The sequence below is a fragment of the Spirosoma sp. SC4-14 genome (assembly GCF_037201965.1).
Taxonomy (GTDB): domain Bacteria; phylum Bacteroidota; class Bacteroidia; order Cytophagales; family Spirosomataceae; genus Spirosoma.
Genome location: NZ_CP147518.1, coordinates 790,667 through 814,784, shown reverse-complemented (window position 1 = coordinate 814,784; position 24,118 = coordinate 790,667). Strand labels below are relative to the sequence as shown.

General features: G+C 50.3%; 20 protein-coding genes. 16 read left to right on the top strand and 4 right to left on the bottom strand.

Annotated features, from left to right (window positions below; all coding sequences use genetic code 11):
• Positions 1-165: 165 nt before the first annotated feature.
• From ccoS to WBJ53_RS03420, 7 genes are all read left to right on the top strand, one after another.
• Positions 166-336, top strand: coding sequence for a cbb3-type cytochrome oxidase assembly protein CcoS (gene ccoS, locus WBJ53_RS03450; RefSeq protein WP_338874655.1), 171 nt, complete (start codon positions 166-168; stop codon positions 334-336).
• Positions 337-351: 15 nt separating this feature from the next.
• Positions 352-2,547 (top strand): cytochrome-c oxidase, cbb3-type subunit I, encoded by a 2,196-nt coding sequence (gene ccoN / locus WBJ53_RS03445; RefSeq protein ID WP_338874654.1) that lies wholly within the window; start codon positions 352-354, stop codon positions 2,545-2,547.
• A 79-nt stretch (positions 2,548-2,626) separates the two neighbouring features.
• Complete coding sequence (locus WBJ53_RS03440; RefSeq protein WP_338874653.1) at positions 2,627-2,797, top strand: hypothetical protein; 171 nt, start codon at positions 2,627-2,629, stop codon at positions 2,795-2,797.
• Positions 2,798-2,812: 15 nt separating this feature from the next.
• The gene (locus WBJ53_RS03435) at positions 2,813-3,646 is read left to right on the top strand and encodes a cbb3-type cytochrome c oxidase N-terminal domain-containing protein (protein WP_338874652.1); all 834 of its coding nucleotides are present in this window, start codon (positions 2,813-2,815) and stop codon (positions 3,644-3,646) included.
• A gap of 8 nt (positions 3,647-3,654) precedes the next feature.
• Positions 3,655-5,130 (top strand): cytochrome c oxidase accessory protein CcoG, encoded by a 1,476-nt coding sequence (gene ccoG, locus WBJ53_RS03430; RefSeq protein WP_338874651.1) that lies wholly within the window; start codon positions 3,655-3,657, stop codon positions 5,128-5,130.
• An 85-nt stretch (positions 5,131-5,215) separates the two neighbouring features.
• On the top strand, positions 5,216-5,641 hold the full coding sequence (locus WBJ53_RS03425; RefSeq protein ID WP_338874650.1) for a FixH family protein: 426 nt from the start codon (positions 5,216-5,218) through the stop codon (positions 5,639-5,641).
• Between the two features lie 5 nt (positions 5,642-5,646).
• The gene (locus WBJ53_RS03420) at positions 5,647-6,369 is read left to right on the top strand and encodes a sulfite exporter TauE/SafE family protein (protein WP_338874649.1); all 723 of its coding nucleotides are present in this window, start codon (positions 5,647-5,649) and stop codon (positions 6,367-6,369) included.
• Positions 6,370-6,381: 12 nt separating this feature from the next.
• Here WBJ53_RS03420 and WBJ53_RS03415 read toward each other — a convergent pair whose 3' ends face one another.
• Entirely contained in the window at positions 6,382-6,720 is a 339-nt protein-coding gene (locus WBJ53_RS03415; protein WP_338874648.1) for a thioredoxin family protein, read from the bottom strand.
• A 183-nt stretch (positions 6,721-6,903) separates the two neighbouring features.
• Between WBJ53_RS03415 and WBJ53_RS03410 the strand changes: the two genes are divergently transcribed.
• The 5 genes from WBJ53_RS03410 to mgtA all read left to right on the top strand — a co-directional run bounded on the left by WBJ53_RS03410 (position 6,904) and on the right by mgtA (position 13,776).
• Positions 6,904-8,520 (top strand): ATP-binding protein, encoded by a 1,617-nt coding sequence (locus tag WBJ53_RS03410; protein ID WP_338874647.1) that lies wholly within the window; start codon positions 6,904-6,906, stop codon positions 8,518-8,520.
• Positions 8,498-9,568, top strand: coding sequence for a response regulator (locus tag WBJ53_RS03405; protein WP_338874646.1), 1,071 nt, complete (start codon positions 8,498-8,500; stop codon positions 9,566-9,568). The genes WBJ53_RS03410 and WBJ53_RS03405 overlap by 23 nt, the downstream gene beginning before the upstream one ends.
• Before the next feature lie 94 nt (positions 9,569-9,662).
• Entirely contained in the window at positions 9,663-10,082 is a 420-nt protein-coding gene (locus WBJ53_RS03400; protein WP_338874645.1) for a hypothetical protein, read from the top strand.
• A gap of 5 nt (positions 10,083-10,087) precedes the next feature.
• Positions 10,088-11,083, top strand: a complete 996-nt coding sequence (locus WBJ53_RS03395) for a 2-hydroxyacid dehydrogenase (RefSeq protein WP_338874644.1) — start codon at positions 10,088-10,090, stop codon at positions 11,081-11,083.
• Positions 11,084-11,166: 83 nt separating this feature from the next.
• The gene (gene mgtA, locus WBJ53_RS03390; RefSeq protein WP_338874643.1) at positions 11,167-13,776 is read left to right on the top strand and encodes a magnesium-translocating P-type ATPase; all 2,610 of its coding nucleotides are present in this window, start codon (positions 11,167-11,169) and stop codon (positions 13,774-13,776) included.
• 64 nt (positions 13,777-13,840) lie between these two features.
• Here mgtA and glgP read toward each other — a convergent pair whose 3' ends face one another.
• Entirely contained in the window at positions 13,841-15,514 is a 1,674-nt protein-coding gene (gene glgP / locus WBJ53_RS03385) for an alpha-glucan family phosphorylase (RefSeq protein WP_338874642.1), read from the bottom strand.
• A 218-nt stretch (positions 15,515-15,732) separates the two neighbouring features.
• Here glgP and WBJ53_RS03380 point away from each other — a divergent pair, with 218 nt between their 5' ends.
• Both WBJ53_RS03380 and WBJ53_RS03375 read left to right on the top strand, forming a co-directional pair.
• On the top strand, positions 15,733-16,950 hold the full coding sequence (locus tag WBJ53_RS03380; protein ID WP_338874641.1) for an acetate/propionate family kinase: 1,218 nt from the start codon (positions 15,733-15,735) through the stop codon (positions 16,948-16,950).
• Positions 16,951-16,954: 4 nt separating this feature from the next.
• Positions 16,955-19,315, top strand: coding sequence for a phosphoketolase family protein (locus WBJ53_RS03375; protein ID WP_338874640.1), 2,361 nt, complete (start codon positions 16,955-16,957; stop codon positions 19,313-19,315).
• Between the two features lie 84 nt (positions 19,316-19,399).
• Here WBJ53_RS03375 and WBJ53_RS03370 read toward each other — a convergent pair whose 3' ends face one another.
• Complete coding sequence (locus WBJ53_RS03370; RefSeq protein WP_338874639.1) at positions 19,400-20,515, bottom strand: L,D-transpeptidase family protein; 1,116 nt, start codon at positions 20,513-20,515, stop codon at positions 19,400-19,402.
• A gap of 209 nt (positions 20,516-20,724) precedes the next feature.
• On the opposite strand from WBJ53_RS03370, the gene WBJ53_RS03365 reads away from it, so the two are divergent.
• The gene (locus tag WBJ53_RS03365; RefSeq protein ID WP_338874638.1) at positions 20,725-20,970 is read left to right on the top strand and encodes a hypothetical protein; all 246 of its coding nucleotides are present in this window, start codon (positions 20,725-20,727) and stop codon (positions 20,968-20,970) included.
• Positions 20,971-21,003: 33 nt separating this feature from the next.
• Positions 21,004-21,519 (top strand): hypothetical protein, encoded by a 516-nt coding sequence (locus tag WBJ53_RS03360; RefSeq protein ID WP_338874636.1) that lies wholly within the window; start codon positions 21,004-21,006, stop codon positions 21,517-21,519.
• A gap of 55 nt (positions 21,520-21,574) precedes the next feature.
• Here WBJ53_RS03360 and WBJ53_RS03355 read toward each other — a convergent pair whose 3' ends face one another.
• Entirely contained in the window at positions 21,575-24,064 is a 2,490-nt protein-coding gene (locus WBJ53_RS03355; protein WP_338874635.1) for a cation-translocating P-type ATPase, read from the bottom strand.
• Between the last annotated feature and the right edge of the window lie 54 nt (positions 24,065-24,118).

Sequence of the window (24,118 nt, the reverse complement as noted above, 5' to 3'; positions counted from 1 at the left end):
AAAAGTACCGCCCTGGCCAAAGCCACTTCCTGACGTTGGTCAGGCGTTTTGATGACTTTTATCAGCTTTTTCTACTTCCTGAATTCTATCAACTATTTGGCTGACAAAGCTCATATATCGTCCATGAGATAACCTGCATTTTTGAGCCGTCAAACACTTACGGGTATGTACATCATCTTCTTCATGATTGGCATCAGCCTGCTACTGGCTCTGGGGTTCCTTGCTGCATTCTGGTGGTCGCTCCGCTCCGGCCAACAGGATGATTTGTACACTCCATCCATGCGCATCCTGCTCGATGACAATGAACCAACAACTTCTACCGATACCCCCGAATAACAGTCCGTTACTATTATGATTTCTCAGAAACCGCCCACAATTATCTCGTCTGACCGAACTACGTTAGGGCAGACAAACTCTCCAGGTGTAGAGTATTTCAGTTACGACAACCGTATCGTGCGCAACTTTGCCATTGCAACCATCGTTTGGGGCATTGTTGGTATGCTGGTTGGCGTAATCATTGCCAGTCAGTTGTTTGCACCAGCCGCTAACCTCGGCACGCAATACACTACCTTTGGCCGAATTCGTCCGCTACATACCAATGCGGTCATTTTTGCCTTTGTTGGCAATGCCATTTTCATGGGAGCTTATTACTCGCTGCAACGGCTCTGCAAGGCCCGGATGTTCAGCGATTTGCTAAGCAAGATCCACTTCTGGGGCTGGCAGGCCATTATTGTCGCTGCCGCCATTACGTTGCCACTGGGTTTAACCACATCGCACGAATACGCTGAACTCGAATGGCCCATCGATATTGCCATTACGCTGATCTGGGTCGTCTTCGGTATCAATATGTTCGGTACGATCATCAACCGACGGGAGCGCCACCTTTATGTAGCCATCTGGTTCTACATAGCCACATTTGTTACAGTGGCCGTTCTGCATATCGTCAACTCCTTCGAAATGCCGGTGAGCCTCTTCAAAAGCTACTATATGTATGCTGGTGTGCAGGATGCGCTCGTACAATGGTGGTATGGCCACAACGCCGTAGCCTTTTTTCTGACAACGCCGTTTCTGGGGCTGATGTACTATTACCTGCCCAAAATGGCCAATCGCCCGATATATTCGTATAAACTCTCAATTCTGCACTTCTGGGCGCTGATTTTCATCTACATCTGGGCCGGACCTCACCACTTGCTCTATAGCTCCCTGCCCGACTGGGCGCAATCGCTGGGTACTGTTTTTTCGATCATGCTCATTGCGCCATCGTGGGGTGGTATGATCAATGGTCTGCTCACCCTGCGGGGGGCCTGGGATAAAGTACGGGAAGATACACTCCTGAAATTTATGGTTGTTGCCATAACCGCCTATGGGATGGCAACCTTCGAAGGCCCAATGCTGTCGCTGAAAAATGTGAATGCCATTGCGCACTTCACCGACTGGGTTGTTGCTCACGTTCACGTTGGTGCGCTGGGCTGGAATGGTTTCATGGCTTTTGCCATTCTGTACTGGCTCATTCCGCGCCTGTATCGGACACCACTCTATTCGCAAAAACTATTAAATATCCACTTCTGGATCGGTACGCTGGGCATTCTGCTCTATGCCATTCCGATGTATATCTCCGGTTTTACGCAGGGGATGATGTGGAAAGAATTCACACCTGAAGGGGTTCTGAAATACCCAAATTTCCTCGAAACAACGCTGCAACTATTGCCCATGCACCAGATGCGTGCGCTTGGCGGAGCGTTCTATCTGGCAGGAGCTATCCTGATGGCTTATAACCTCTTCAAAACAATGGCTGCTGGTAGTTTGCTTGCCAACGAATCTGCCGAAGCCCCTGCTCTGACCAAAGCCTATACCCCAACTGGAAGCGACACCTACTGGCACCGTTGGTTCGAACGCAAACCTATTCCGCTACTGATTGGCTCACTGGTGGTTATTCTGATTGGCTCGCTGGTGGAACTGATTCCAACCTTTATGGTTCGCTCCAATGTGCCTACCATTGCCGTTGTTCAACCCTATACTGCTCTTGAAGTGCAAGGCCGTGATCTATACATCCGCGAAGGCTGCGTAAACTGCCACAGCCAGATGGTTCGGCCATTCCGCAGCGAAACCGAACGCTATGGCGAATACTCGAAAGCAGGCGAGTTTGTGTATGACCACCCATTCCTGTGGGGTAGCAAACGTACGGGGCCCGATCTGCACCGCGAAGGGGGTAAATATCCTGATTCCTGGCACTACCATCACATGCGTGACCCAACATCCATGTCGCCCGGATCGATCATGCCTTCGTATCCGTGGCTGCTGACTCAGCAACTCGACATTTCAACTACGTCGGATAAACTGAGAGCCCTGCAAAAAGTAGGTGTTCCCTACGACGAACAAACGATCAGCTATGCCAACGCCGACTTGCAAAAACAGGCACAGGACGTAAGCGCCCGACTGGCTAAAGATGGTATCAGCGTAAAACCCGATCGCGAAATTGTAGCGCTCATTGCCTATCTGCAGCGGCTCGGAACCGACATCAAGAAAATGGAAACAGCGAGTAAATAGCGGGGGGCAGGGAGTGCGGGGATTGCAGGGTTATTCCCGCACTCCCCGCCTATTCCCCCGTGCGAAGCCAATTACAACTATGTTCAAGCAATTCATCTCAAAAATTCCCGGTGCGGACATCTATATGGTTGGATCGTTCCTCACATTCTTAGCCTTCTTCGTGCTGGTTGGCCTGTATTTGCTGCTAGTCGACAAAACATATATTCAGAAAATGGGTCGGATGCCGCTCGATGAATCGTCAACCGATTAACCTCTATCACTTACCATGAACCTATTTATCTTATTCCATAGCGGTCTGTTTGCTCCGGAAACCAGCCAATCTGTGCTGTCTATTTCCTCGGGTGAAGACTTATTATTGCTCTCTCTGGCTCTGCTCCTGCTGGTAGGGCTGGTATTGGTAGCTGCCATGGCGATTTATCTGCTGTTTATCCTAAAAAGAACACTGAATCCTACGGCAACCTCGCAACCCGCTGAACCACGCACACTCTGGCAACGCATAACGGGGCTTCGCCCACTAAGTCAGGAAAAAGACCTGATGATGGAACACGCCTACGACGGTATTGTTGAGCTGGACAACCCTACTCCACCCTGGTTTATGTGGTTGTTCTATAGCACAATTGGGTTTGCAGCCATCTATCTGCTCATCTTCCATGTTATCGGTTCGGGCGATATTATGGCTCAGGAGTATACCAAAGAAATGGCTATTGCCGACCAGCAGCGGGAAGAGTACATCAAAAAAGTAGCTGGCTCCATTAACGAAAATACCGTTACGATGCTAAAGGATGCTAAAAGCGTCGATGCCGGAAAAACGCTCTTCACCCAATATTGCACCGCCTGCCACGGAGAAAAAGGCGAAGGAAAAGTTGGACCTAACCTGACCGATGTTTACTGGCTACACGGGGGCAATGTGAAAGCCGTCTTTCACACCATTACCGAAGGTGTTCCCGAGAAAGGGATGATTTCCTGGAAAAAACAATTGAATCCTCTTCAGATTCAGCAGGTAACGAGTTATGTGCTGTCGCTACAGGGAACCAACCCTGCCGGAGCAAAAGAACCCCAGGGCGAAAAAGAATCCTCTTCGGTAGCCATGGCTAATTAATAAATCCAATGAATACGAACGTAGCCCCACAAACGAACTTTCGCAATGTAGTGCCTACCGCCAATGCATCGGGCGGGCGTCGATGGCTCTACCCGCGCAGTATTACGGGGCGCTTTACCCGCTGGCGTACCATTGTTGCCGTGGTACTGCTGGTTGCCCTGTTTGCTGGCCCCTTTGTGTGGGTCGATGGGCATCCGCTTTTTATGTTCAACGTGCTCGAACGGCGGTTTATCTTCTTTGGCGTACCTTTCTGGCCACAGGATTTCTACCTGGTTGCCATTGGTCTGGTCACGTTTATCGTATTCATTGCCCTGTTTACGGTGGTCTACGGCCGCGTCTGGTGCGGCTGGGCCTGTCCACAGACGATTTTTATGGAAATGGTTTTCCGTAAAATAGAAGTCTGGATTGAAGGCGACTCCAATGCCCGGATGCGGCTCGATGCCAGCCCCTGGACCACCGAAAAAATCTGGAAAAAGGGACTTAAACATGGCGTTTTCTTCCTGATTTCGTTCATGATCAGCAACACGTTTCTGGCTTATCTGATTGGCCGCGACCAGTGGTTGCTGCTCATTACCGACGATCCGGCAAAACACATAGCCGGTCTGTCGTCTATGCTGGTTTTTACGGGCGTTTTCTATCTGGTATTTGCCCGCCTGCGCGAAATTGTCTGCACCACCATTTGTCCATATGGCCGACTTCAGGGTGTATTGCTCGATAAAAACTCGCTGATTGTAGCCTACGATTTTATCCGGGGAGAACCCCGTGGAAAGAAAGAGCGAGGAAATGCAGGGGTTGCGGGGAGAATGGCCTCCATTGTTAATGACACCACGCACCCCGCCATCCCAGCCCTCCCCGCATTTCCTGCTCACAAAGGCGACTGCATCGATTGCAAACTTTGCGTGCAGGTATGCCCAATGGGTATCGACATCCGAAATGGTACGCAGTTGGAGTGTGTAAACTGTACACTCTGCATGGATGCCTGCGACGATATTATGACCAAAATCGATCGTCCGCAGGGATTGATTCGGATGGACTCGCTACGCGGCATTGAAGAAGGAAAACCGTTTCGTTTTACCAGTCGGATAAAAGCGTATAGCATAGCCCTGCTTGCCTTGCTGAGCATACTGGGCTTCCTGCTGATTAGCCGCCCGGTCATCGACGTAACGGTGTTACGGGCACCGGGGCAACTGTTTCAGCGCGAAGCCAACAACAAGGTTTCTAATCTGTATCTGATAGAGGTTGTCAATAAAACGTACCGAACCCTACCCGTTAGTTTCCGGCTGAATCGGCCCGATGCACAGTTGACGTTCGTCCAACCGCTCACCCAGGTTCCGGCAGGAGAATTAACCAAAAGTATGTTCTTCATTAGTCTGCCCGAAAAAGCGATTCATGAAAACAGTACGCCCCTCCAGATCGATGTACTGGCGGGCAACAAAGTTGTAGAACAAATCAAAACCACCTTCTTAGGACCGGTGAAACCTTAAATGATTGAGTTGCTGAATGATTGAATTTTAAGTGAAAGTCCTGATTCAATCATTCAACAACTCAATCATTCAACAACTCAATACTATGAACTGGGGACAAGCCATCGTACTTACGTTTATTCTCTTTGCCGGATTTATCGGCGTTATGGTCTTTCGGATGAGCCGCCAGCGTGTCGATCTGGTACGTGATGATTATTATCAGACCGAAATCGCCTTCCAGCAACATATTAATCAGGTTGCCAATGCGCACAAGAATCCAGCGGTTGGCATCAACTACCAGGCCGATCGGCAGCAGGTAGCCTTCACGCTGCCTGCATCATTAAACAAAGGTGAGATTTTATTCTATCGCCCTTCCGACCGGCAACAGGATTTCAATGTACAGATTCCAGCCAATCACCAACGTCAGCAAACCGTGTCGACAGCTCCTTTAAAGAGAGGCTTCTGGCGGGTCCAACTTACCTGGTCCGACGGGCAGCAGGATTACTATACAGAACAGGATCTATTCCTTTAAAAGCCATGAATCTGCAATCAATCTGGTGGACAGCGGCCCTGACAACGGGCCTGGTTGGTAGTTTACACTGCGTAGGCATGTGTGGGCCGCTGGCTATGGCGCTACCAGTTGGCCGGTTGCCACGTTCGCAACGCGGATTGGCAATGGGACTTTATCATGCCGGGCGAGTAACTGCCTACGCCAGTCTGGGCCTTCTGATGGGTAGTATTGGACAGGGGATTCTACTGATCGGCCTTCAACGGCCGGTATCGATTGCAGCCGGTTTGTTTTTATTACTCTGGACTCTGGTGAATCGCGGCAAACTACCGGGTTTGCCAATGACCCGCACAACAGGCTGGATCGTACAGCCTCTTACCCGCTTTCTGCAACGTCCGACATTAACCGCGTTTGGAGGGCTGGGTTTTCTAAATGGATTACTTCCGTGTGGATTTGTTTATGTAGCCCTGGCGGGAGCCATTACAACCAGCAATGCGCTGACCGGCACGCTCTATATGGGCTTATTTGGACTAGGTACGATTCCCGCCCTGCTGACGGTCCGCGTTGTACCCAATTTTTTCCCGCCAACGCTCCGCCGACGCTTTACGTTGCTGATGCCCGTTGCGACGATTGTACTGGCCTTACTACTTCTCGTTCGGGGACTTTATAGCCCGGTATCCTCTGGCAAATCACAGCACGAAATTCCTCTTTGCCACGGAAGTCAGATCAGTCTGACACGAGTTGACTACTAACGGATTAGTAACTCAATGGTTACCAATCCGTTCCAATAGATTCGGCATCAATGTTCGCTCTGCCTCAGCCGTTGTAATACCCTCCTGACGCCACAGTTCTACTCCCTGCTGCACGAGTACAACAGCAGGAAATTGCTGTACATCGAAGCTCCGTACAACGTCGGGATGCACGTTTTCATCAATCTTCAGTACGCGCACGGTATGGCCAAGTTCTTGCTGCCACGACCCAACAAGCTTTGTCAAAGATAATCTCTGACCAATCGTATCACGACTGGCTGCCGACGGCAAAAAGACCAGCAACACGGCCGTTCTGGCAGGAACCAGAATAGGATGTTGAGCTTGAAATTCCATAATACATACTAGCCGGGTGACCGGCCATTAGAACTGGCAGTAAAATTCTCCTTTTGACGAGTCGATCTCCATGACGTTACTCAAAAAATCGATTGATATTTAACAGATTTCGCCAAACTACTAGTAGTTTAGCGGTAAGCAACAGAAGTTGCAGGCAACTGCACTCTAAAGCGACTCCCTATTATGCTTTCAACGCTCTTTTCGACCCATTTAACGGATCTTCTTTTTGAAGAAAGTGATGACTTTATTGGTGTATACGACATTGCTTCTGAGCAATTTATACGCATCAATCAGGTTGGAGCACAGATGCTCGGCTTCCATACAGAACAGGACTTTCTGACCGATTCCAACTGGTCGAAATCGCTGCTGATCTGTGCCCAAACGAAAGAACACCAGCAGCAACTCATTCAGAGCGTTTTGCAACAGGGGCGTCTCGAACGGGAAATTGAACTGACTCACCAAAATGGCACGCAACTATGGTGTAAGCTGGTTATTATACACTTACATAACGATAGTAAGGATTATTTTCTAATTCGGCTCCGGAATCTGGTGCGGCTTCACCAGGCCGAACGCGAACTCGAACAGAGCGTTTTACGCTACGAAGCCGTATTCACCAATGCAACCATCGGTATCATTGTAGCCGACCAGCGAGGTCGGGTAGTGTCGGTAAACCGGTTTGCCAAAGAACTGTTTGGCTATCCAGACGACGAATTACTCGGGCAATCGATTGATGTGCTGGTGCCAACCAGCGTTAGTCATTACCACGAACGACTCCGGGAATCGTTCATGAAAAATCCGCAGGTGCGGGCTATGGGCCACAATCGCGACCTGCACGCCCGGCGCAAAGACGAATCGGTATTCCCGGTTGAAGTTAGTCTGAGCTATTTTCGGCTGGATGACCAGCTCTATACGGTTTCGTATATAATTGACATCACCTTCAAAAAAGAAGCTGAGCGGGAGCTATTAGCCCACCGCGATCGTATTGAGCGGTTAAATGCGGATCTGGAACAGAAAGTGGCCGACCGTACTCATGCGTTGATGAACACGCTCGAACAACTGGAACGATCGAAAGATGAACTAGCCATTGCCCTGACTGCCGAACGCGAACTGGGCGAACTAAAATCGCGCTTTGTCTCGATGGCTTCGCATGAATTCCGTACTCCGCTTACTACCATTCTCACGTCGGCAACACTCATCGAAAAATATCCCAACACCGACCAGCAGGATAAACGCCATAAACATCTGCAACGTATACACGCATCAGTTAATCACCTGAACGATATTCTGGAAGAGTTTCTGTCGGTAGGTCGGCTGGAAGAAGGAAAAATTACGGCCAATCCAGTAGCTGTCGACTTGTCGGCGCTTCTTCAGGATATACTGGGCGATATGCAGGGTATGCTAAAGACTCAACAAACGATTCAGATTGATCTGAACTGCACCGGCAAAATCTGGGTCGATCCGTCGTTATTGCGCAAGGTGATTGTCAATCTGCTGTCGAATGCCATCAAATATTCGGGTGAGCGCTCAGTTGTTACGATAACTGGCCAGTGTACGGCACAGTCCATAATGTTAGCCGTTTCTGACCAGGGTGTCGGCATATCGCCCGAAGATCAGCAACACTTGTTCGAACGGTTCTTTCGCGCCAAAAATGTTTCCAATACACCCGGCACGGGGCTGGGCCTGCATATTGTTGCCCGATATATTGATCTGCTGGGCGGAACTGTTGCTCTACAGAGCGAATTAAATAAGGGTACTACCGTTACATTAACTCTCCCACATGAAAACTATTCTGCTGATTGAAGATAATGACGACATTCGGGAAAATACGGCCGAAATTCTGGAACTTACCGGCTACGCTGTTCTGACGGCGGAAAATGGCAAAGTAGGCGTCGAAAAAGCACTCGCTACCCGTCCCGATCTGGTCATCTGCGACATTATGATGCCTGTTCTGGATGGCTATGGTGTGCTGCATATTTTCAATAAAAACCCTCAATTGGCAGGCATTCCCTTCATTTTTCTGACGGCAAAGACTGAGCGCACCGATTTCCGAAAGGGCATGGAATTAGGAGCTGATGACTACCTGACCAAACCCTTCGACGAATCGGAACTGCTGAGCGCTATTGAAGGTCGGCTCAATCGGTTTCAAAACATCAACCCCTATCAGCTCAAGGGCGATTATGATCTACAACACGAAGGCTTAAATCAGTTTCTGGACGATGCCCGGAAAGCCGGAAACCTGGAAAGCCTGTCGGCCGACCGTAAGGTTCATCAGGTTCACAAAAAGCAGTATATCTATACCGAAGGCGACGAGCCCACCCGGCTGTATTTTCTTAAATCGGGCAAAGTAAAAACCGTTCGGACCAATGCCGATGGGAAGGAGCTGATTACGGGCCTTTACAATGCGGGCGAGTTTTTTGGCTATCTGGCTCTACTCGAAAATACCGAATATACCGACTCGGCCGTAACGCTCGACGACTCCGAACTGATTTACATTCCGGACGAAGATTTCAAACAACTCCTACTGGCCAACAACGAGGTAGGCCAGCAATTTATTAAACTGCTGGCAGGCCGCATCAGCGAACGGGAACAACAACTGGTTACAATGGCCTACAGTTCGCTACGCCGACGCGTTGCCGATGCAATTCTGCGATTACATGAACAGCAGGCGCCTAATCACCCACAGGGTCTTATTCAACTTTCGCGCGATGATCTGGCTTCCATTGTGGGCACAGCTACCGAATCGTTGATTCGAACGCTGAGCGAATTTAAACAGGATGGCCTGATTGAGCTGGTTGGTTCGGCTATTCGTGTTCTTCAGCCCGAAAAACTCCGCCGGGCCAACTGGTAGCTGATAATAATCAGGCGAATGCCTAAGCTGGCTCATCGGCTATGGTAGGGCAACGGTCTACCTTTGAGATACAAAAACGTCTCAATTCGTGTCCATGAAAACAGCCTGTTTCCCTACCGATTGCTCTGTCGACTCAGCATTGGCGCTGCGTGGCTGGCTCACAACTCATTCATCGGAAGCCATTCGGCTAACGGTTGTGCATACCTACGACATTGAAGTAAGCGATAGGTTAACGAAAGAAAGTTATCGCATAGCCAAACAACAGGCACAAAGCCGCCTGGAGCAATGGCTCGATATGCTTCCTCAATCGTGGGCGGGTGCCTGCAAACCCGAGACGTTATTTTCGTCGCCCGAACTGGCTCTGAAAATGCACCTGCTGTTACGCTCTTACGATTATTTGCTTGTCGATGATCAGCTAGCCAGCGTATCGGCCGATGTCGATGCCTTGTTGAGTCGGGCGTCGGCAAAACTGTGCCGGTTAACAGATTATGACTTCTCCCGACAAATTGCCTAATCGCCATGAAAATCGCCTTCTTTAGTTGTCATCCCTACGAGCAGTCGTTTCTGGAAGCGGCCAACGCCAATCATCGCCATCAACTGACCTTTTTATCGCAGTCGCTATCGCCCGAAACGGCTCCGTTGGCAGCTGGGCATCAGGCCATATGCGTTTTTGTCAATGATCAGCTCAATACACCAACCCTCCAAACGCTCGCTAATCTGGGTATTCGGCTCGTGGCACTCCGCTGCACCGGCTACAACCAGGTCGATATACTGGCGGCTCAACAACTGGGGGTTCGTATTCTGCGCGTTCCAACCTATTCTCCTCACTCCGTTGCCGAACATGCCGTAGCCTTGTTGCTGGCACTGAATCGGAAAACACACCTCGCCTACCAGCGAACCAAACGAAACAATTTCACGCTCGACGGGCTGATGGGTTTCGATTTATATGGCAAGCGGGTTGGTTTGATCGGTACGGGTAAGATCGGAACTGCATTTGCCCGCATTATGCTCGGTTTTGGCTGCCATGTGCTGGCCTACGACAAAGTACGCTCGGCCGTTTTACAGCAACTTGGCGTGGAGTATTTGCCTCTGAACGAATTGCTGGCAGAAGCCGACATATTGTCGCTACACTGTCCGCTAACGTCCGAAACGCACCATATCATCGACGCATCGGCGCTGGCACGTATGAAGCCGGGAGCTTATCTGATCAATACCAGTCGGGGTGGACTGCTCGATACGCCTGCCGTACTGGCAGCGATCCACAGTGGAAAACTGGGCGCTCTGGGCGTCGATGTATATGAGCTGGAAGATAATTTCTTTTTCAGCGACTGGTCGGAAAAAGAATTGCCCGATCTGGATCTGAACGTATTAACGCACCTGCCCAATGTGATTGTAACCTCTCACCAGGGTTTTTTCACCCGCGAAGCCATGCAGCAGATTGCCAATACTACGCTGAATAACCTTACGTATGTAGAGCAGCAACATCTGCCCGAAGATTGTGTTGTAGTTGGATAAATAAATGGAACCTCTGTCCATTAAAACAAACCAGCCCCGGTTTCCAGGGCTGGTTCTTGTTTTCTTATTGACAAATCAACGCAATGGATAACATCGAGCCGCCTGTTAATCAGGCTCCTATACTGTCTGCTTATTGGGCCATACAACCTGATGAGCTATTGGCACAACTTCATACAACAGCATTAGGGCTTAGTTCTGATCAGGCCGATTTAATTCGCCAGTCTGCTGGCCAGAATCAGCTACAAACCAAAGGCCGGGCGTCGGTAGTTGGGTTGTTTCTCAATCAGTTCAGAAACCCCATTTCGCTCATTCTGCTGGTAGCGGCTGCGCTGTCATATTTTCTTAACGACACCACCGACGCTATTATCATCTTTATCATTATTCTGGTAAGCGGATTGCTCAGCTTCTGGCAGGAAAAAGGCGCTTCGGATGCCATGCAGCAACTCCAGTCTATGGTAACGGTAAAAGCAACCGTTTACCGCGACGGAAAGGCATCCAGTTTGCCGGTTGAGCAGGTTGTCCCTGGCGATATTGTCGGCCTTTGTGCAGGCGACCTCGTCCCCGGCGACTGCTACCTACTGACTTCCAATGAGTTATTCACGAATGAAGCGTCACTAACGGGCGAAACTTATCCAGTCGATAAACAGCCGGGCATACAACCTGCCGATACGCCAATGGCCAAGCGGCAAAATGTTCTCTTTCTGGGTTCGCATGTGGTAAGTGGCAGTGGTCGGGCAGTAGTAATCAGAACAGGCCCCCAAACAGAACTGGGCCATATTGCCGAACGAATTGGCAACGCAACGCCCGAAACGGATTTCGAGCGCGGAATCCGGCAGTTTGGGTATATGCTGATGGAGGTGACACTGGTGCTGGTGATTCTGATTTTTGCCATTAATGTAGGGCTTCATAAACCCGTTCTGAATGCCTTTCTGTTTTCGCTGGCCATTGCGGTTGGGCTAACACCTCAGTTATTACCAGCCATTATCAGCATTAATCTGGCTAAAGGTGCAAGCCGTATGGCCCAGCAGCAGGTCATTGTTAAACGGCTGTCGGCTATCGAAAACATTGGTAGTATGAACCTGCTGTGCTCGGATAAAACCGGTACCCTCACCGAAGGGCACGTTCGGGTCGATCGGATTATGGATGTTCATAAGCAGCCATCCGTACGCGCCCGGTTGCTGGCTCAGATCAACGCCCAGCTTCAGCAGGGATTCCGCAATCCGGTCGACGAAGCTATTCTGGCATTCAATCCTACCGATGTGTCGCTCTATCCGCGTGTCGATGAGATTCCCTATGATTTTATCCGAAAACGCCTGACCATTCTGACCGAAATCGACGGACAAACCGTGATGAGTACCAAAGGGGCGCTACAGACTATTCTGGATGTGTGCCGTTATGTAGATACCGGTACCGACGAACTGGCGTTATTGACAGCATATCGGGAACAGATTGAGCAAACGTATCAGGAACTGAGCAGCCAGGGGTTTCGTACGCTGGGGCTTGCTACCAAACAAACGAACGGCAAACGCGACATCGATAAATCCGACGAAGCCGATATGACCTTCCTCGGATTTATTACACTCTTCGATCCTCCCAAAACGGGCATTGCCGAAACATTGGCCAGCCTCAACGAACTCGGCATTCATCTAAAACTAATTACCGGCGACAATGCGCTGGTTGCTCAATCGGTAGCCCAGCATATGGGTATCGACTGCCCGGAGGTGCTTACGGGTTCGGCCATCCGCCAGCTTAGCATTGAAGCCCTGCGGCAGAAAGCAATGCACACCCACGTGTTTGCCGAAGTAGAACCCAATCAGAAAGAAAGTATTATCCTGGCGCTTCGAAAATCGGGGTTTGTGGTAGGCTACATGGGCGATGGCATCAACGATGCCAGTGCGCTGCATGCAGCCGATGTAGGCATCTCGGTCGACTCGGCCGTTGATGTTGCCAAAGAATCGGCCGACATCGTGTTGCTTCAGCAAAATCTGAATGTGTTGATCGATGGAATTCGCGAAGGTCGCCGAACGTTCGCCAACACCATGAAATACATTTTTATGGCTACCAGTGCCAATTTTGGCAATATGTTCAGCATGGCCGGTGCATCGCTGTTCCTGCCGTTTCTGCCTCTGCTTCCTACCCAGATTCTGCTTACTAATCTGCTCACCGATCTTCCCGAAATGACAATAGGCTCCGACAATGTAGCACCTGAAACCATAAAACGACCTACTCAGTGGGACTTACGTTTCATTCGCCGGTTTATGCTTACGTTTGGGCCCCTTAGTTCTTTTTTCGACTTTGTCAGTTTCGGCTTGTTGATTGGCGTATTCAAGACCAATGAAAGCCTGTTTCAAACCGGCTGGTTTGTCGAATCGGTTCTGTCGGCATCCATCATTGTGCTGGTAGTTCGTACGCGTCGGGCATTTTATCGCGCCCGACCTGGTCGCTGGCTTATCCTGGCTACCGGTTTTGTAGCCCTGTTTGTGTTGTTACTGCCATTAACGCCTTTAGCTGCGGTATTTGGATTTAGCCCATTACCGCTGGCCTTGTATGGGGCTGTGGTGGGTATTGTTGGTGCCTACGTGATAGCGGCTGAACGTTTAAAACGGTGGTTTTACCGAACATACGCACCAAAAGCAAATTCACACCGCCGTTTGCAGCTTCGGCAATTGGTTAATTACTCGGCGATTCGGTAATGAAAAACCGGAATGCAGCCTAAACGGTAGCACTCCGGTCTGTTTTTTTATGTGCAACCCGGCATCAAGCCGTCAGCACTTCGTTTTCCGAATTAACGGACTGCGGCAAGGAATAGAGTTTTTCGTAGTACTCTGCGGCCATACGATCCGAATCGAAGTAAGGCACAATGTCGTGCATACTGTTTTTCATCATCAGAAGCCATTGGTCCGGTTGTTCGTAATACATAGGCAGAATGATCGTTTCGAGGAGTGTGAAGAGGTTTTCGGCATCGAAAGCGTCCTGTTCATGAGCCGGAGCCTCTACGTTTGCCTCTGGGAGTACGAACGCGTTGATACCATTCCGGGCAAACTCAGGAACCCACCCATCATTGGTCGAGCAGTTGACGGTTCCATTCATGGCTGCCGTCATACCACTTGTTCCAGAGGCTTCGCGCGTTAGTCGGGGGGTGTTGAGCCATAAGTCGGCACCTTGTTTTAGTTGTTTGGAGAGACGTATTTCGTAGTCGATCAGAACGGCACAGTTGGTATATTGTTTGGCTACATGCACCAGCCGGTCGAAAATACCAATGCTGGCATAATCGAAGGGGTAGGGTTTACCGGCCCAGATCATCTGAATCGGATAACGCGAATTTTTCAACAGCCGGTCAAATCGGTCAGGGTCCGACAGCAAGAGTTCAGCGCGTTTATAGCCCGCAAACCGACGCGCCCATACGATCGTAAAAACCGCCGGATCGTAGAGGTCGCCCGTCTGGTTGGCTACTTCCTCGAACAAGTCCTGTTTTTTCTCCTTCTTCCAGGCCAGTATTGCCGTATCATCGTTTGCTGTGGCAGCACCGAGCAGTTTTGGGTCAGCCCAGAATGCCTGGTTTTGGGCATTCGTAATCGAAACCAGCGGAGCGGTACCTGCAAACCCTTTCCACATTTGTTCGCTTACTTCTCTATGTTTTTTAGACACAGCATTGGCCCGTCCCGAGAGTCGCAAAGCCCCCAGCGCCCAGTTAAACAGATCGTCGCTGATGTTTGTAATACGCCGTACGTCATCCAGAGGCAGGTAATCGAAAAAGCCCATCCGATCGAGCAGCCTGATATCCGTTCGTGGATTACCGGCTTCTTCGGGTGTATGGGTCGTAAAAACCAGATGTTCCCGAACCATTTCGACGCTACCGTATTGACGATAGAGATGAAATGCCAGCGGTAACGGATGGCTTTCATTCATGTGATAGACGTCGGGAGTTATCTGTAACTTTTCGAGCAGTTTAGCCCCACCGATACCCAGCAAAATACTGGAAGCAACCCGCGTTTCGGGGTTAGCATCATACAGTTTATGGCAAATGGTTTGCGCCAGATAATCATTTTCGGGCAACTCGGTCGACAGGAAGTAGGCTGGCACAGTACCAAACACCGTTGGGGGCAGATAATAGGCCGTTACCCAAACGGGCGCGTGATTGACCCAAATCTGAAATTTCAGATTCGTTGGCTCCAGAAAGCTATATACTTTCTCCATAAACAGCACATCCATGGTCTGATCGGCCTTACGCACCTGATCATAATACCCATATTTCCAGAGAATTCCGACGGCTACGATAGGCTGTTTCAGTGCATAAGCGGAACGCATATGCGATCCTGCCAGAAATCCCAGACCGCCCGAATAGGTTTTAAGAGGCTGGGCAAAAGCAAATTCCATCGAAAAATAAGCCACTCGTCGCTGAGCCAGCGTGTTGGTTGAAGAAGAAGCCATGAAAATACGTGTAGTGTTTCAATTGGTTGTATGCCCGAAGGTCTGGAATTAAGCCCGACCATAGATTGAGAATCATCAGCAATTGGGGTGATTCTTATCGATGCTGATTATTAATAGTCTACTGCCTGAGTCTGGTCAGGGTTTTCCAGTGCCAATCTGGTCAATTTTACATGGTGTTTACAAGTCCCCATCCCCTCCCTCTCATTAGTAACGCTGTCATGGACAAAAAGTTAAGCCCGCCGACCCAACATATACTTGTGCTAAACAGTGGTTCATCGAGTCTGAAGTTTGCGGTCTATGCGTGGGGAGCCAATGATCGATCCTGGCTCTCCGGGAAATTGGCGCGCATTGGTTTACCAGACGCTTACGTTGAACTGCGCGATTCGGAACACAACCTGCATAGCAGTCAGCACAACCTGCCCGACCATTCGGCAGCCTTAACCGTTTTAGTTGACTGGCTCGGGCAGCAACCAGAGTTGCAACTTAAAGCCGTTGGGCATCGGCTAGTCCACGGGGGAGCTAACTATCAGACACCCCAACGTGTTACGGCGAAGCTGTTAACTGACCTTAAACCACTAATTCCATTCGCACCCGACCATCTGCCAGCCGAAATTAGCCTGATTGAAGCTGTCGATCAGTTATATCCCAATTTACCCCAGGTCGTTTGTTTCGATACGGCTTTTCACCAAACCATGCCCGATCGTGCCCGGCGGTTGCCCATTCCGCGCCATCTGGCCGAAAAAGGAATCGTTCGCTATGGCTTTCATGGACTTTCGTATGAATATGTGCTCGATCAGCTTGCCCAGCAGGCGGGCACACAGGCCACTCAGGAACGGGTCGTGCTGGCGCACCTCGGCAATGGGGCCAGCATGGTAGCTGTTCGGTCCGGAAAAAGTATTGACACAACAATGGGTTTTACGCCTACAGGCGGCCTTATGATGGGCACCCGCTCTGGCGATCTCGATCCGGGTGTTTTGCTTTATCTACTCGCCAATGGCTATGCAACTAGCGAAACACTTAGTCACTTACTCAATGACGAATCAGGATTACGGGGCGTTTCGGGCATCAGTTCCGACATGCAGACACTGCTCAATCAGGCTCCTAAGCATCGGCATGCCGCCGATGCCATTGATCTTTTCTGTTATCTGGCTCAAAAACAGCTTGGCGGATTAGTAGCCGCACTAAATGGCCTCGATACGCTGGTTTTTACGGGTGGAATTGGAGAAAATTCGCCCGAAATCAGGGCTCGAATCTGCTCAGACCTCCAGTATTCAGGCATTGGGCTCGATGCAGAACGAAACCGGACCAATGCTTCCATTATTTCGCCCGAAGGCCAACGTCCTGTGGTTCGGGTCATTCCTACCAACGAAGAATACATAATTGCGCAGCAGACCCAACAGCTCTTATACACTGAATACAAACCGATTAACCATTAATATCATGACTCAGTCTATTGAATCTTCTACCATTCCTCAGATCGACCGTCTGGATCAACTCCATCGCTACTGGCAAGCCACCAATTATCTGGGGGCGGCTCAATTATACCTGCGCGACAACTTCCTGCTGGAACGCCCGTTGCTACCTTCCGACATTAAACCACGATTACTGGGGCACTGGGGCACCCAACCTGGTTTGAACCTCATCTATACGCACCTCAATCGGCTTATTCAACATACCGATGCTCATGTACTGCTAGTGGTTGGGCCAGGACACGGAGCGCCTGCCATTCTGGCCAATTTGTATCTGGAAGGTACATTGGGGGAATTTGATCCTCAGTATAAAGTAGGCCTGAAAGGAATGCGTCATCTGATCAGTGAGTTCTCGTGGCCCGGAGGGTTGCCTAGCCATCTGGTGCCAGGTACTCCTGGCCAGATTCAGGAAGGGGGAGAGTTGGGTTATAGCCTCTCTCATGCCTATGGTGCAGCACTCGACAACCCCGATCTGCTGGTAACCTGCGTTGTTGGCGATGGCGAAGCCGAAACCGGGCCGCTGGCAGCCGCCTGGCATTCGAACAAATACCTGAATCCGGCCACATCGGGAGCTGTTTTACCGATATTACACGCCAATGGCTACAAACTTTCGGGCCCAACAATTTATGGCCGAATGAGCCATGACGAGCTAGTTCACCTGTTTACAGGTTACGGTTATCAGGTCCGAATTGTTGGCGGCAGCGATCCTATGCAAGTTCATGTAGCTATGTGGAAAGCCATGAACTGGGCTTATCAGGAAATTCAGGAAATTCAGCAACAGGCCCGTGCAGGTATGCTGACGGGTGTTCCGGCCTGGCCAATGCTTATTCTGCAAACCCCCAAAGGCTGGACCTGCCCTCTAACAGTTGATGGGCAACCCATCGAAAATACTTTTCATTCGCACCAGCTTCCAGTAGCCGATCCGGCACACAAATCGTCGCAGCTTGCTTCGCTCGAACACTGGCTCCGCAGCTATCATCCCGAAAAGCTATTCGATGAACTCGGACGGCCTTTTGCCGATGTGGTCAATAGTTGCCCTACGGGTAACCTACGCATTGGCATGAATCCAAATGCCAATGGGGGCGAACGGATCGTGCCACTCAATCTTCCCAATTTTGCCGATTATGCGGTTTCGGTACCATCGCCGGGAGCGGTGTCGGTTGAGGGTACGCATACGCTGGCTACGTTTTTAGCTGAGGTGTTCCGGCAGAATGAGTCGAACCAGAACTTCCGTATTGTTTGCCCGGACGAAACGACCTCTAACCGCATGACGCCCCTCTTCGACGCAACCAGTCGGGCCTGGATGGGCCCAATGGTCGAAACAGACGAATACCTTTCGCCCGAGGGTCGGGTTATGGAAATTTTGAGTGAACACACTTGCGAAGGTTGGCTGGAAGGCTATCTGCTTACGGGACGCCACGGACTCTTTGGCTGTTATGAAGCGTTTATTCCATTGGTAGACTCCATGCTTAACCAGTATGCTAAATGGCTGAAAGTAAGCAAGGAAACAGCCTGGCGAAAACCGCTGGCATCGTTAAATTACCTACTCACATCGCACGTATGGCGTCAGGATCACAATGGTTATACGCACCAGGTACCCAGTTTTATAAATTCAGTAGTAGCCAAGAAAAGCTCCGTAGCGCGGGTATATCTCCCACCCGATGCCAATTGCCTGCTCTCCGTGACTGATCATTGCCTCCGCAGTCGCGATTACATCAATCTGATTGTTGCCTCTAAAGCCAGCCAAAAGCAGTGGCTAACCATAGACGAGGCCAAAGCACACTGTAGCCGGGGAATGTCGGTCTGGCAATGGGCGAGTCATGAGTTAGGCAACGAACCCGATGTGGTGATGGCCTGTGCAGGCGATGTTCCGACCAACGAAACGGTGGCAGCAGCCGCTATTCTTAAAGAGCATATGCCCAATCTGAGCGTACGGGTAGTGAATGTACTGGATTTGCTGACCATAATGTCGCCCGAAGATCATCCGCATGGTTTTCGGGAATCGGCTTTCGATCAGCTTTTCACGCCCAACAAACCCGTTATCTTCGCTTTTCACGGCTACCCAACGCTGATTCATGAATTACTACACCATCGGACCAATCCTAACCGATTCCATGTCCGGGGTTATATGGAAGAAGGGCGTACAACCACACCTTTCGATATGCTAGTACTCAACAACATGAGTCGCTATCAGCTAGTGCTTTCGGCATTGGACCGTATTGAAAAACAGCCCGGCATCCAGGCATTAACCCTATGGTGCCAAAACAAACTCCATGAACATGGGGTCTACATCCGGCAAAATGGTCTCGATATGCCTGAAGTTCGTAGTTAAGGGTGATTTATGGTTTACGATTGCTCTGCTTATCGGCATACATCCTACTCATGCAAAGCAACCGTAAACCATAAACAAACCATCTTACAAATCCAGCCGCCACCAGTGGTACACGTCGCGATATACCTGAATAGCTCCGGCATCGTCGACATCGAGAATGTTGTAGGAAACAATTACCGGAATTGGCTGAGGCAAGGTAATGGTTTTAGGGCTTGCCTGCTTTTGGCATCGATTCATAAACGACGCGTCGAACCGATTGGCTCCCAGCAGCAAATTAGCCAGTTCGGTTGGTTTCTCGACCCGGATACAACCGTGACTAAGCCAGCGCGATTCATTTGCAAACAACGTCCGCTGATTAGTGTCGTGCAGGTAAATGTCGTACGGATCATTGATTGTGAACTTCAAAAGGCCCAGCGCATTATCGCAGCCGGTTGATTGCCGTAGGCGATACGGAAAATTCTTAACGCTAATCGACCAGTCGATTGAATCGGGTGACACGATACGGCCATTGGTATTAATGACCTGTAAGTTCATATCGGCAAGCGTAGTGGCCGGATTTTTACGAATTTTAGGTAGCAGTTCATTAACCGCAATCGACCGGGGCACATTCCAGTAGGGATATGTTATAACATTGAGAATCTGCGCTGTAAAAACGGGAGTGGGCGTTTTGGGTTTACCAACAATGACACGGCTACTGAGCAATGTTTCGCCCTGGCGGTCGATAACCCGTAGCGTTGCCGAAGGAATATTTATGACCACTCGTTTGTCGGCCGAAAATCGGTTTAGCCATCGGTAAAAATTCAATGTCGTTTTCACCTGTTCGATGGTTAATGAATCGGCCATATAATCATCGAGCAAACAACGCATGCAATACTCTTTTAGCTGTCGGTAATTTCGATCATGCGATTCGAGCGAATCGAGCAGCGGACACCAGTCGGCTCCGGCCAGGAACTGACTGGTCAGGCGGTTTATACGAGCAGTGTCAATGTGTTGAGCCAGTCCCTGATAACCCAATCGCCGACTCGGCCTTCCATAAACAATCTGGGTAAAATAGGTTTTCAGACAGGTAGCGTCGGGCGTTGAGCATAGGCTATCAACGCCGATTTCGTCGGCATACTGGCGTAATCGGGTCCAGTCGTCGCTGGTCTGTGCTATAGCCAGCACCGGACCTAATAACAGGAAAATCAGGGAGCGTACCATTTTCTGGCAGGGGTTTCTGGGTGTTTGATTGACTCTCCAAAGATGGCCATTCGTTCAACGACACGGGGTAAGGCTCATCAACCGACTACCTGAAACCAATCAGCTCATTTGCTGACCGCCATCATGGCCAACCGGTTACTCAACAATCATCTTTGCCGGGGAACTTCGGTTTCCGTTACCAATTGCCCACAATTCATTCCTCAACAGCCATGACATTCGAACCTACTTCTCAACTGCTGGCCTTTGTGCTCCCCACATCGTTCCAAAAAGGTGATCTGATTTTCAGTCAGAGTAGTAACGCTCAGGATACTATCCAGATACCGGTTAAACCAACCGAAAAGCCCCGCCATGTGATCTCAACGGCTCAACTGGCCAAAGGTATCTGGCGTGTATGCCTCAACTGGTCCGATGGCCGTCGGCAATATCACGATGAGAAACAGATTAATATTCGATAAGTATCAAAACCATTCTCTACCCTATCGCCCATAATGAACACGCTGTTTTCTTCTTCCACGTTCTGGATTGCCTATACTCTAACGAATCTGGTGGCTGTTTTGCTGGTAACGGCCTGCTACCGGCGTCCTGTACTTGCCCGGTTCAGTCTGGCTCTGCTGTTTGGCTGGGCCGGTTGGTTCAATATCATCACCGTGCTGGAAACACCCTGGGTCTACGCCGATTTTGCCGACTATGTCGTGTTTCCGGTTTACCGATGGTTTATTCTCGGCCCTTTCGAGAAAATAACGGTTCCGTTTATCCTGACCATTGCCGCCGGACAACTTTTCATTGCAATTTCGATGCCTATGACCGGTCGATTGTTTCGGGCGGGTTGCCTAGCCGGTTTTTTGTTTTCGCTGGCTATTTTGCCATTGGGTCTGGGCTCTGCTTTTCCGGCCATGCTTTTTCTGGCGCTTGGCTTTTATAGGCTTAGTGAGCATCCGGGTGATCATTTATTGTGGAAACGCAAAACCAATCGACGTAATCAGAAACACCTACAGGCAAATTAGCTATTGGTCATTGGTTAAGTAGGCATTGGTATTATTTCTTCTAATGACTTAATGACTAGCGCCTAACAATCTTATAGGCTTCCAGCCAGATAACACTCCCCAGCGACACCAACAGGCAACGGTTGAATTCGGCATGGCTCAGTGGGGTGAACTGAGCCAGTTGTCGAACCACCGGGATTGATAAAGCAGCAACGAGCATGAGCGCGGTCAGAGCCAGCATTAACCACAAAATGGGATTAGGCCGACGGATAGTAGTCAGAATCGACTCCTGGTTCGAACGGTTCGCCAGCGTTAGCCAAATATTACTCAGCACAAGCGTTACAAAGGTTGTGGTTCGCACTCGATCCAGCGAAAGCCCCTGTTGCATAGCATAATAATACATCCCCAATGTAGCCACGGCAATAACCACACCCTGACTAACACGGAAGCCCAGTTCGCGGGTTGTAAAAAACGTGTCGGTCATATGGCGGGGCGGCTCATTCATCAGATTACGCCCAGCGGGTTCATTCTCGAAGGCAATGGAGCAGGTTGGCCCCATAACCAGTTCCAGAAAAATAACGTGTATCGGACTAAACAGGTTAATGAACCGCCAGCCCAGAAACAGCGGCAGCGTAACGGTCAGAATGATCGGGATATGAATAGAAACGATATAGCCAACGGCCTGTTTCAGATTCTGGTAAATCCGACGTCCCTGCGCAATAGCCTTTACCATTCCACTCAAATCGTCATTGACCAATACGAGCGATGCGGCCTGTTTGGCCAGTTCGGTACCGCGTTTTCCCATAGCGACGCCAATATGAGCTGCTTTCAACGCAGGTCCGTCGTTAACACCGTCGCCGGTCATGGCAACAACCTCACCAATGCTTTTGAGCGCACGAATTACCCGTAGTTTGGCATCAGGAAACATCCGGGCAAAAATATTGACTGCCCCTACCTGATCCTGTAACTCAGCATCTGCCATACTCATTACCTGCTTCCCCGTCAGAATCCGGTCGGCATTGGGCAAGTCTACCTGCCGGGCAATGGCCTGAGCCGTTTCGGGCGAATCACCCGTAATCATTTTCACGGTAATACCGGCCCGGTTGAACTGATGGATAACTGACCTGGCATTGGCTTTGGGTGGGTTTTCCAGCGCAACCAGTCCTTTGAAATCCCAGTTAAAATCGTCCTGTTTCAGGGGATAGGTTTCGCCCTCCCAATCGCTTCCCGCAACGCCCAGAACCCGATAGCCCTGTTTGGCCAGTTCAGTAGCCTGTTGGAGTATTTCGGCGACCTGGGTTTCTGGCAATTGGCATACCCGCACAATTCGTTCAACCGCACCTTTACCCGCTACCCGCACTCCATCGGCCTGGGGTGCATACACATGCGTCATCATAGGCGGGACGCCTTCCAATGGGTATTCGTGCTGCAATGGCCGGGGAGCGCTCTGCGGAAACTCCCGCCCGAACGCATCAATAATGGCTCGTTCCATCGAATCGAACGGTTTGGGCTCGCTTGCCCAGCGTGCATAGGCCAATAGCTGCCGCTCCGAATGGGACAAGGCGCGGGTAAGGTCGATTATTTTGTGAGTTTTCGCATCGTAGAGTTTAGAAAGCGTCATGCCTTCTTTGGTGATTGTACCTGTTTTGTCGGTGCAGATCACCGTAGCCGATCCAAGGCTTTCGACCGTTTGCGGTTGTTTGGTCAATACGCCAAAACGAACCATACGCGCAGCGCCCAACGCCATAAAACTACTGAAAGCCACCGGAATTTCTTCGGGCAGCACCGACATGGCAATTGTAAGGCCAAGTAGTAATGATGTAGCCCAATTGCCGGATTGGGCAAAGTTGACACCCCAAACCAAGGCAAAAGCGCCAAAGCCAACAAAGGCCATTCGTTGCACAAACTGACCGATCTGCTGCTGTAAGGGTGTTTTTTCAACCTCAATATGCTGAAGCGACTGACCTAACCGGCCTAGCTCGGTGGTTGCACCAACGCTTGTAATGCGCACATAGGCACTGCCCGAGGTTAACCAGGTACCGGCAAAGAAAACATCCGAGTTAGGGTTTGTTTTGGCAACAGGTACCGACTCACCAGTCAGCACAGCCTCATCGACAGAACAATCGTTAGCCTGCACCAATACACCGTCGGCAGGTATGGTTTGCCCTTCCGTTAGCCAAACCAGGTCGCCCACTACAATTTCTTCGGTGCCAACTACCGTAAGGCTTCCATTACGCAGGACGGATACACTGGGCTGAGTAAGTCTTCGAAGGGCCTGTAGGGCATGGTCGCTCCGAATCGTCTGAAACAAAGAAATTCCCGCTACTACTCCCATCGCAATACCCAAAACGACACCTTCTTCCCATTCGCCCAGCGCAACATATAGCCCACAGGCAATGGCCAGCAGAATGAACATGGGTTCGGATATAACCTCAAGAACCATTCTCCAGACAGACCCCGAATCGGATGTTGCCAGGCGGTTTGACCCATGCTGACGCCGGGCGGCTTCGACCTGTGCAGACGACAGGCCCTTTTCGGGATGATCCTGAGACAGACGGGAAGGCATAGGATTTTGCTTAAAAATAGGTTACGAACACACTCAAAAGTAAGCAATCAAGGC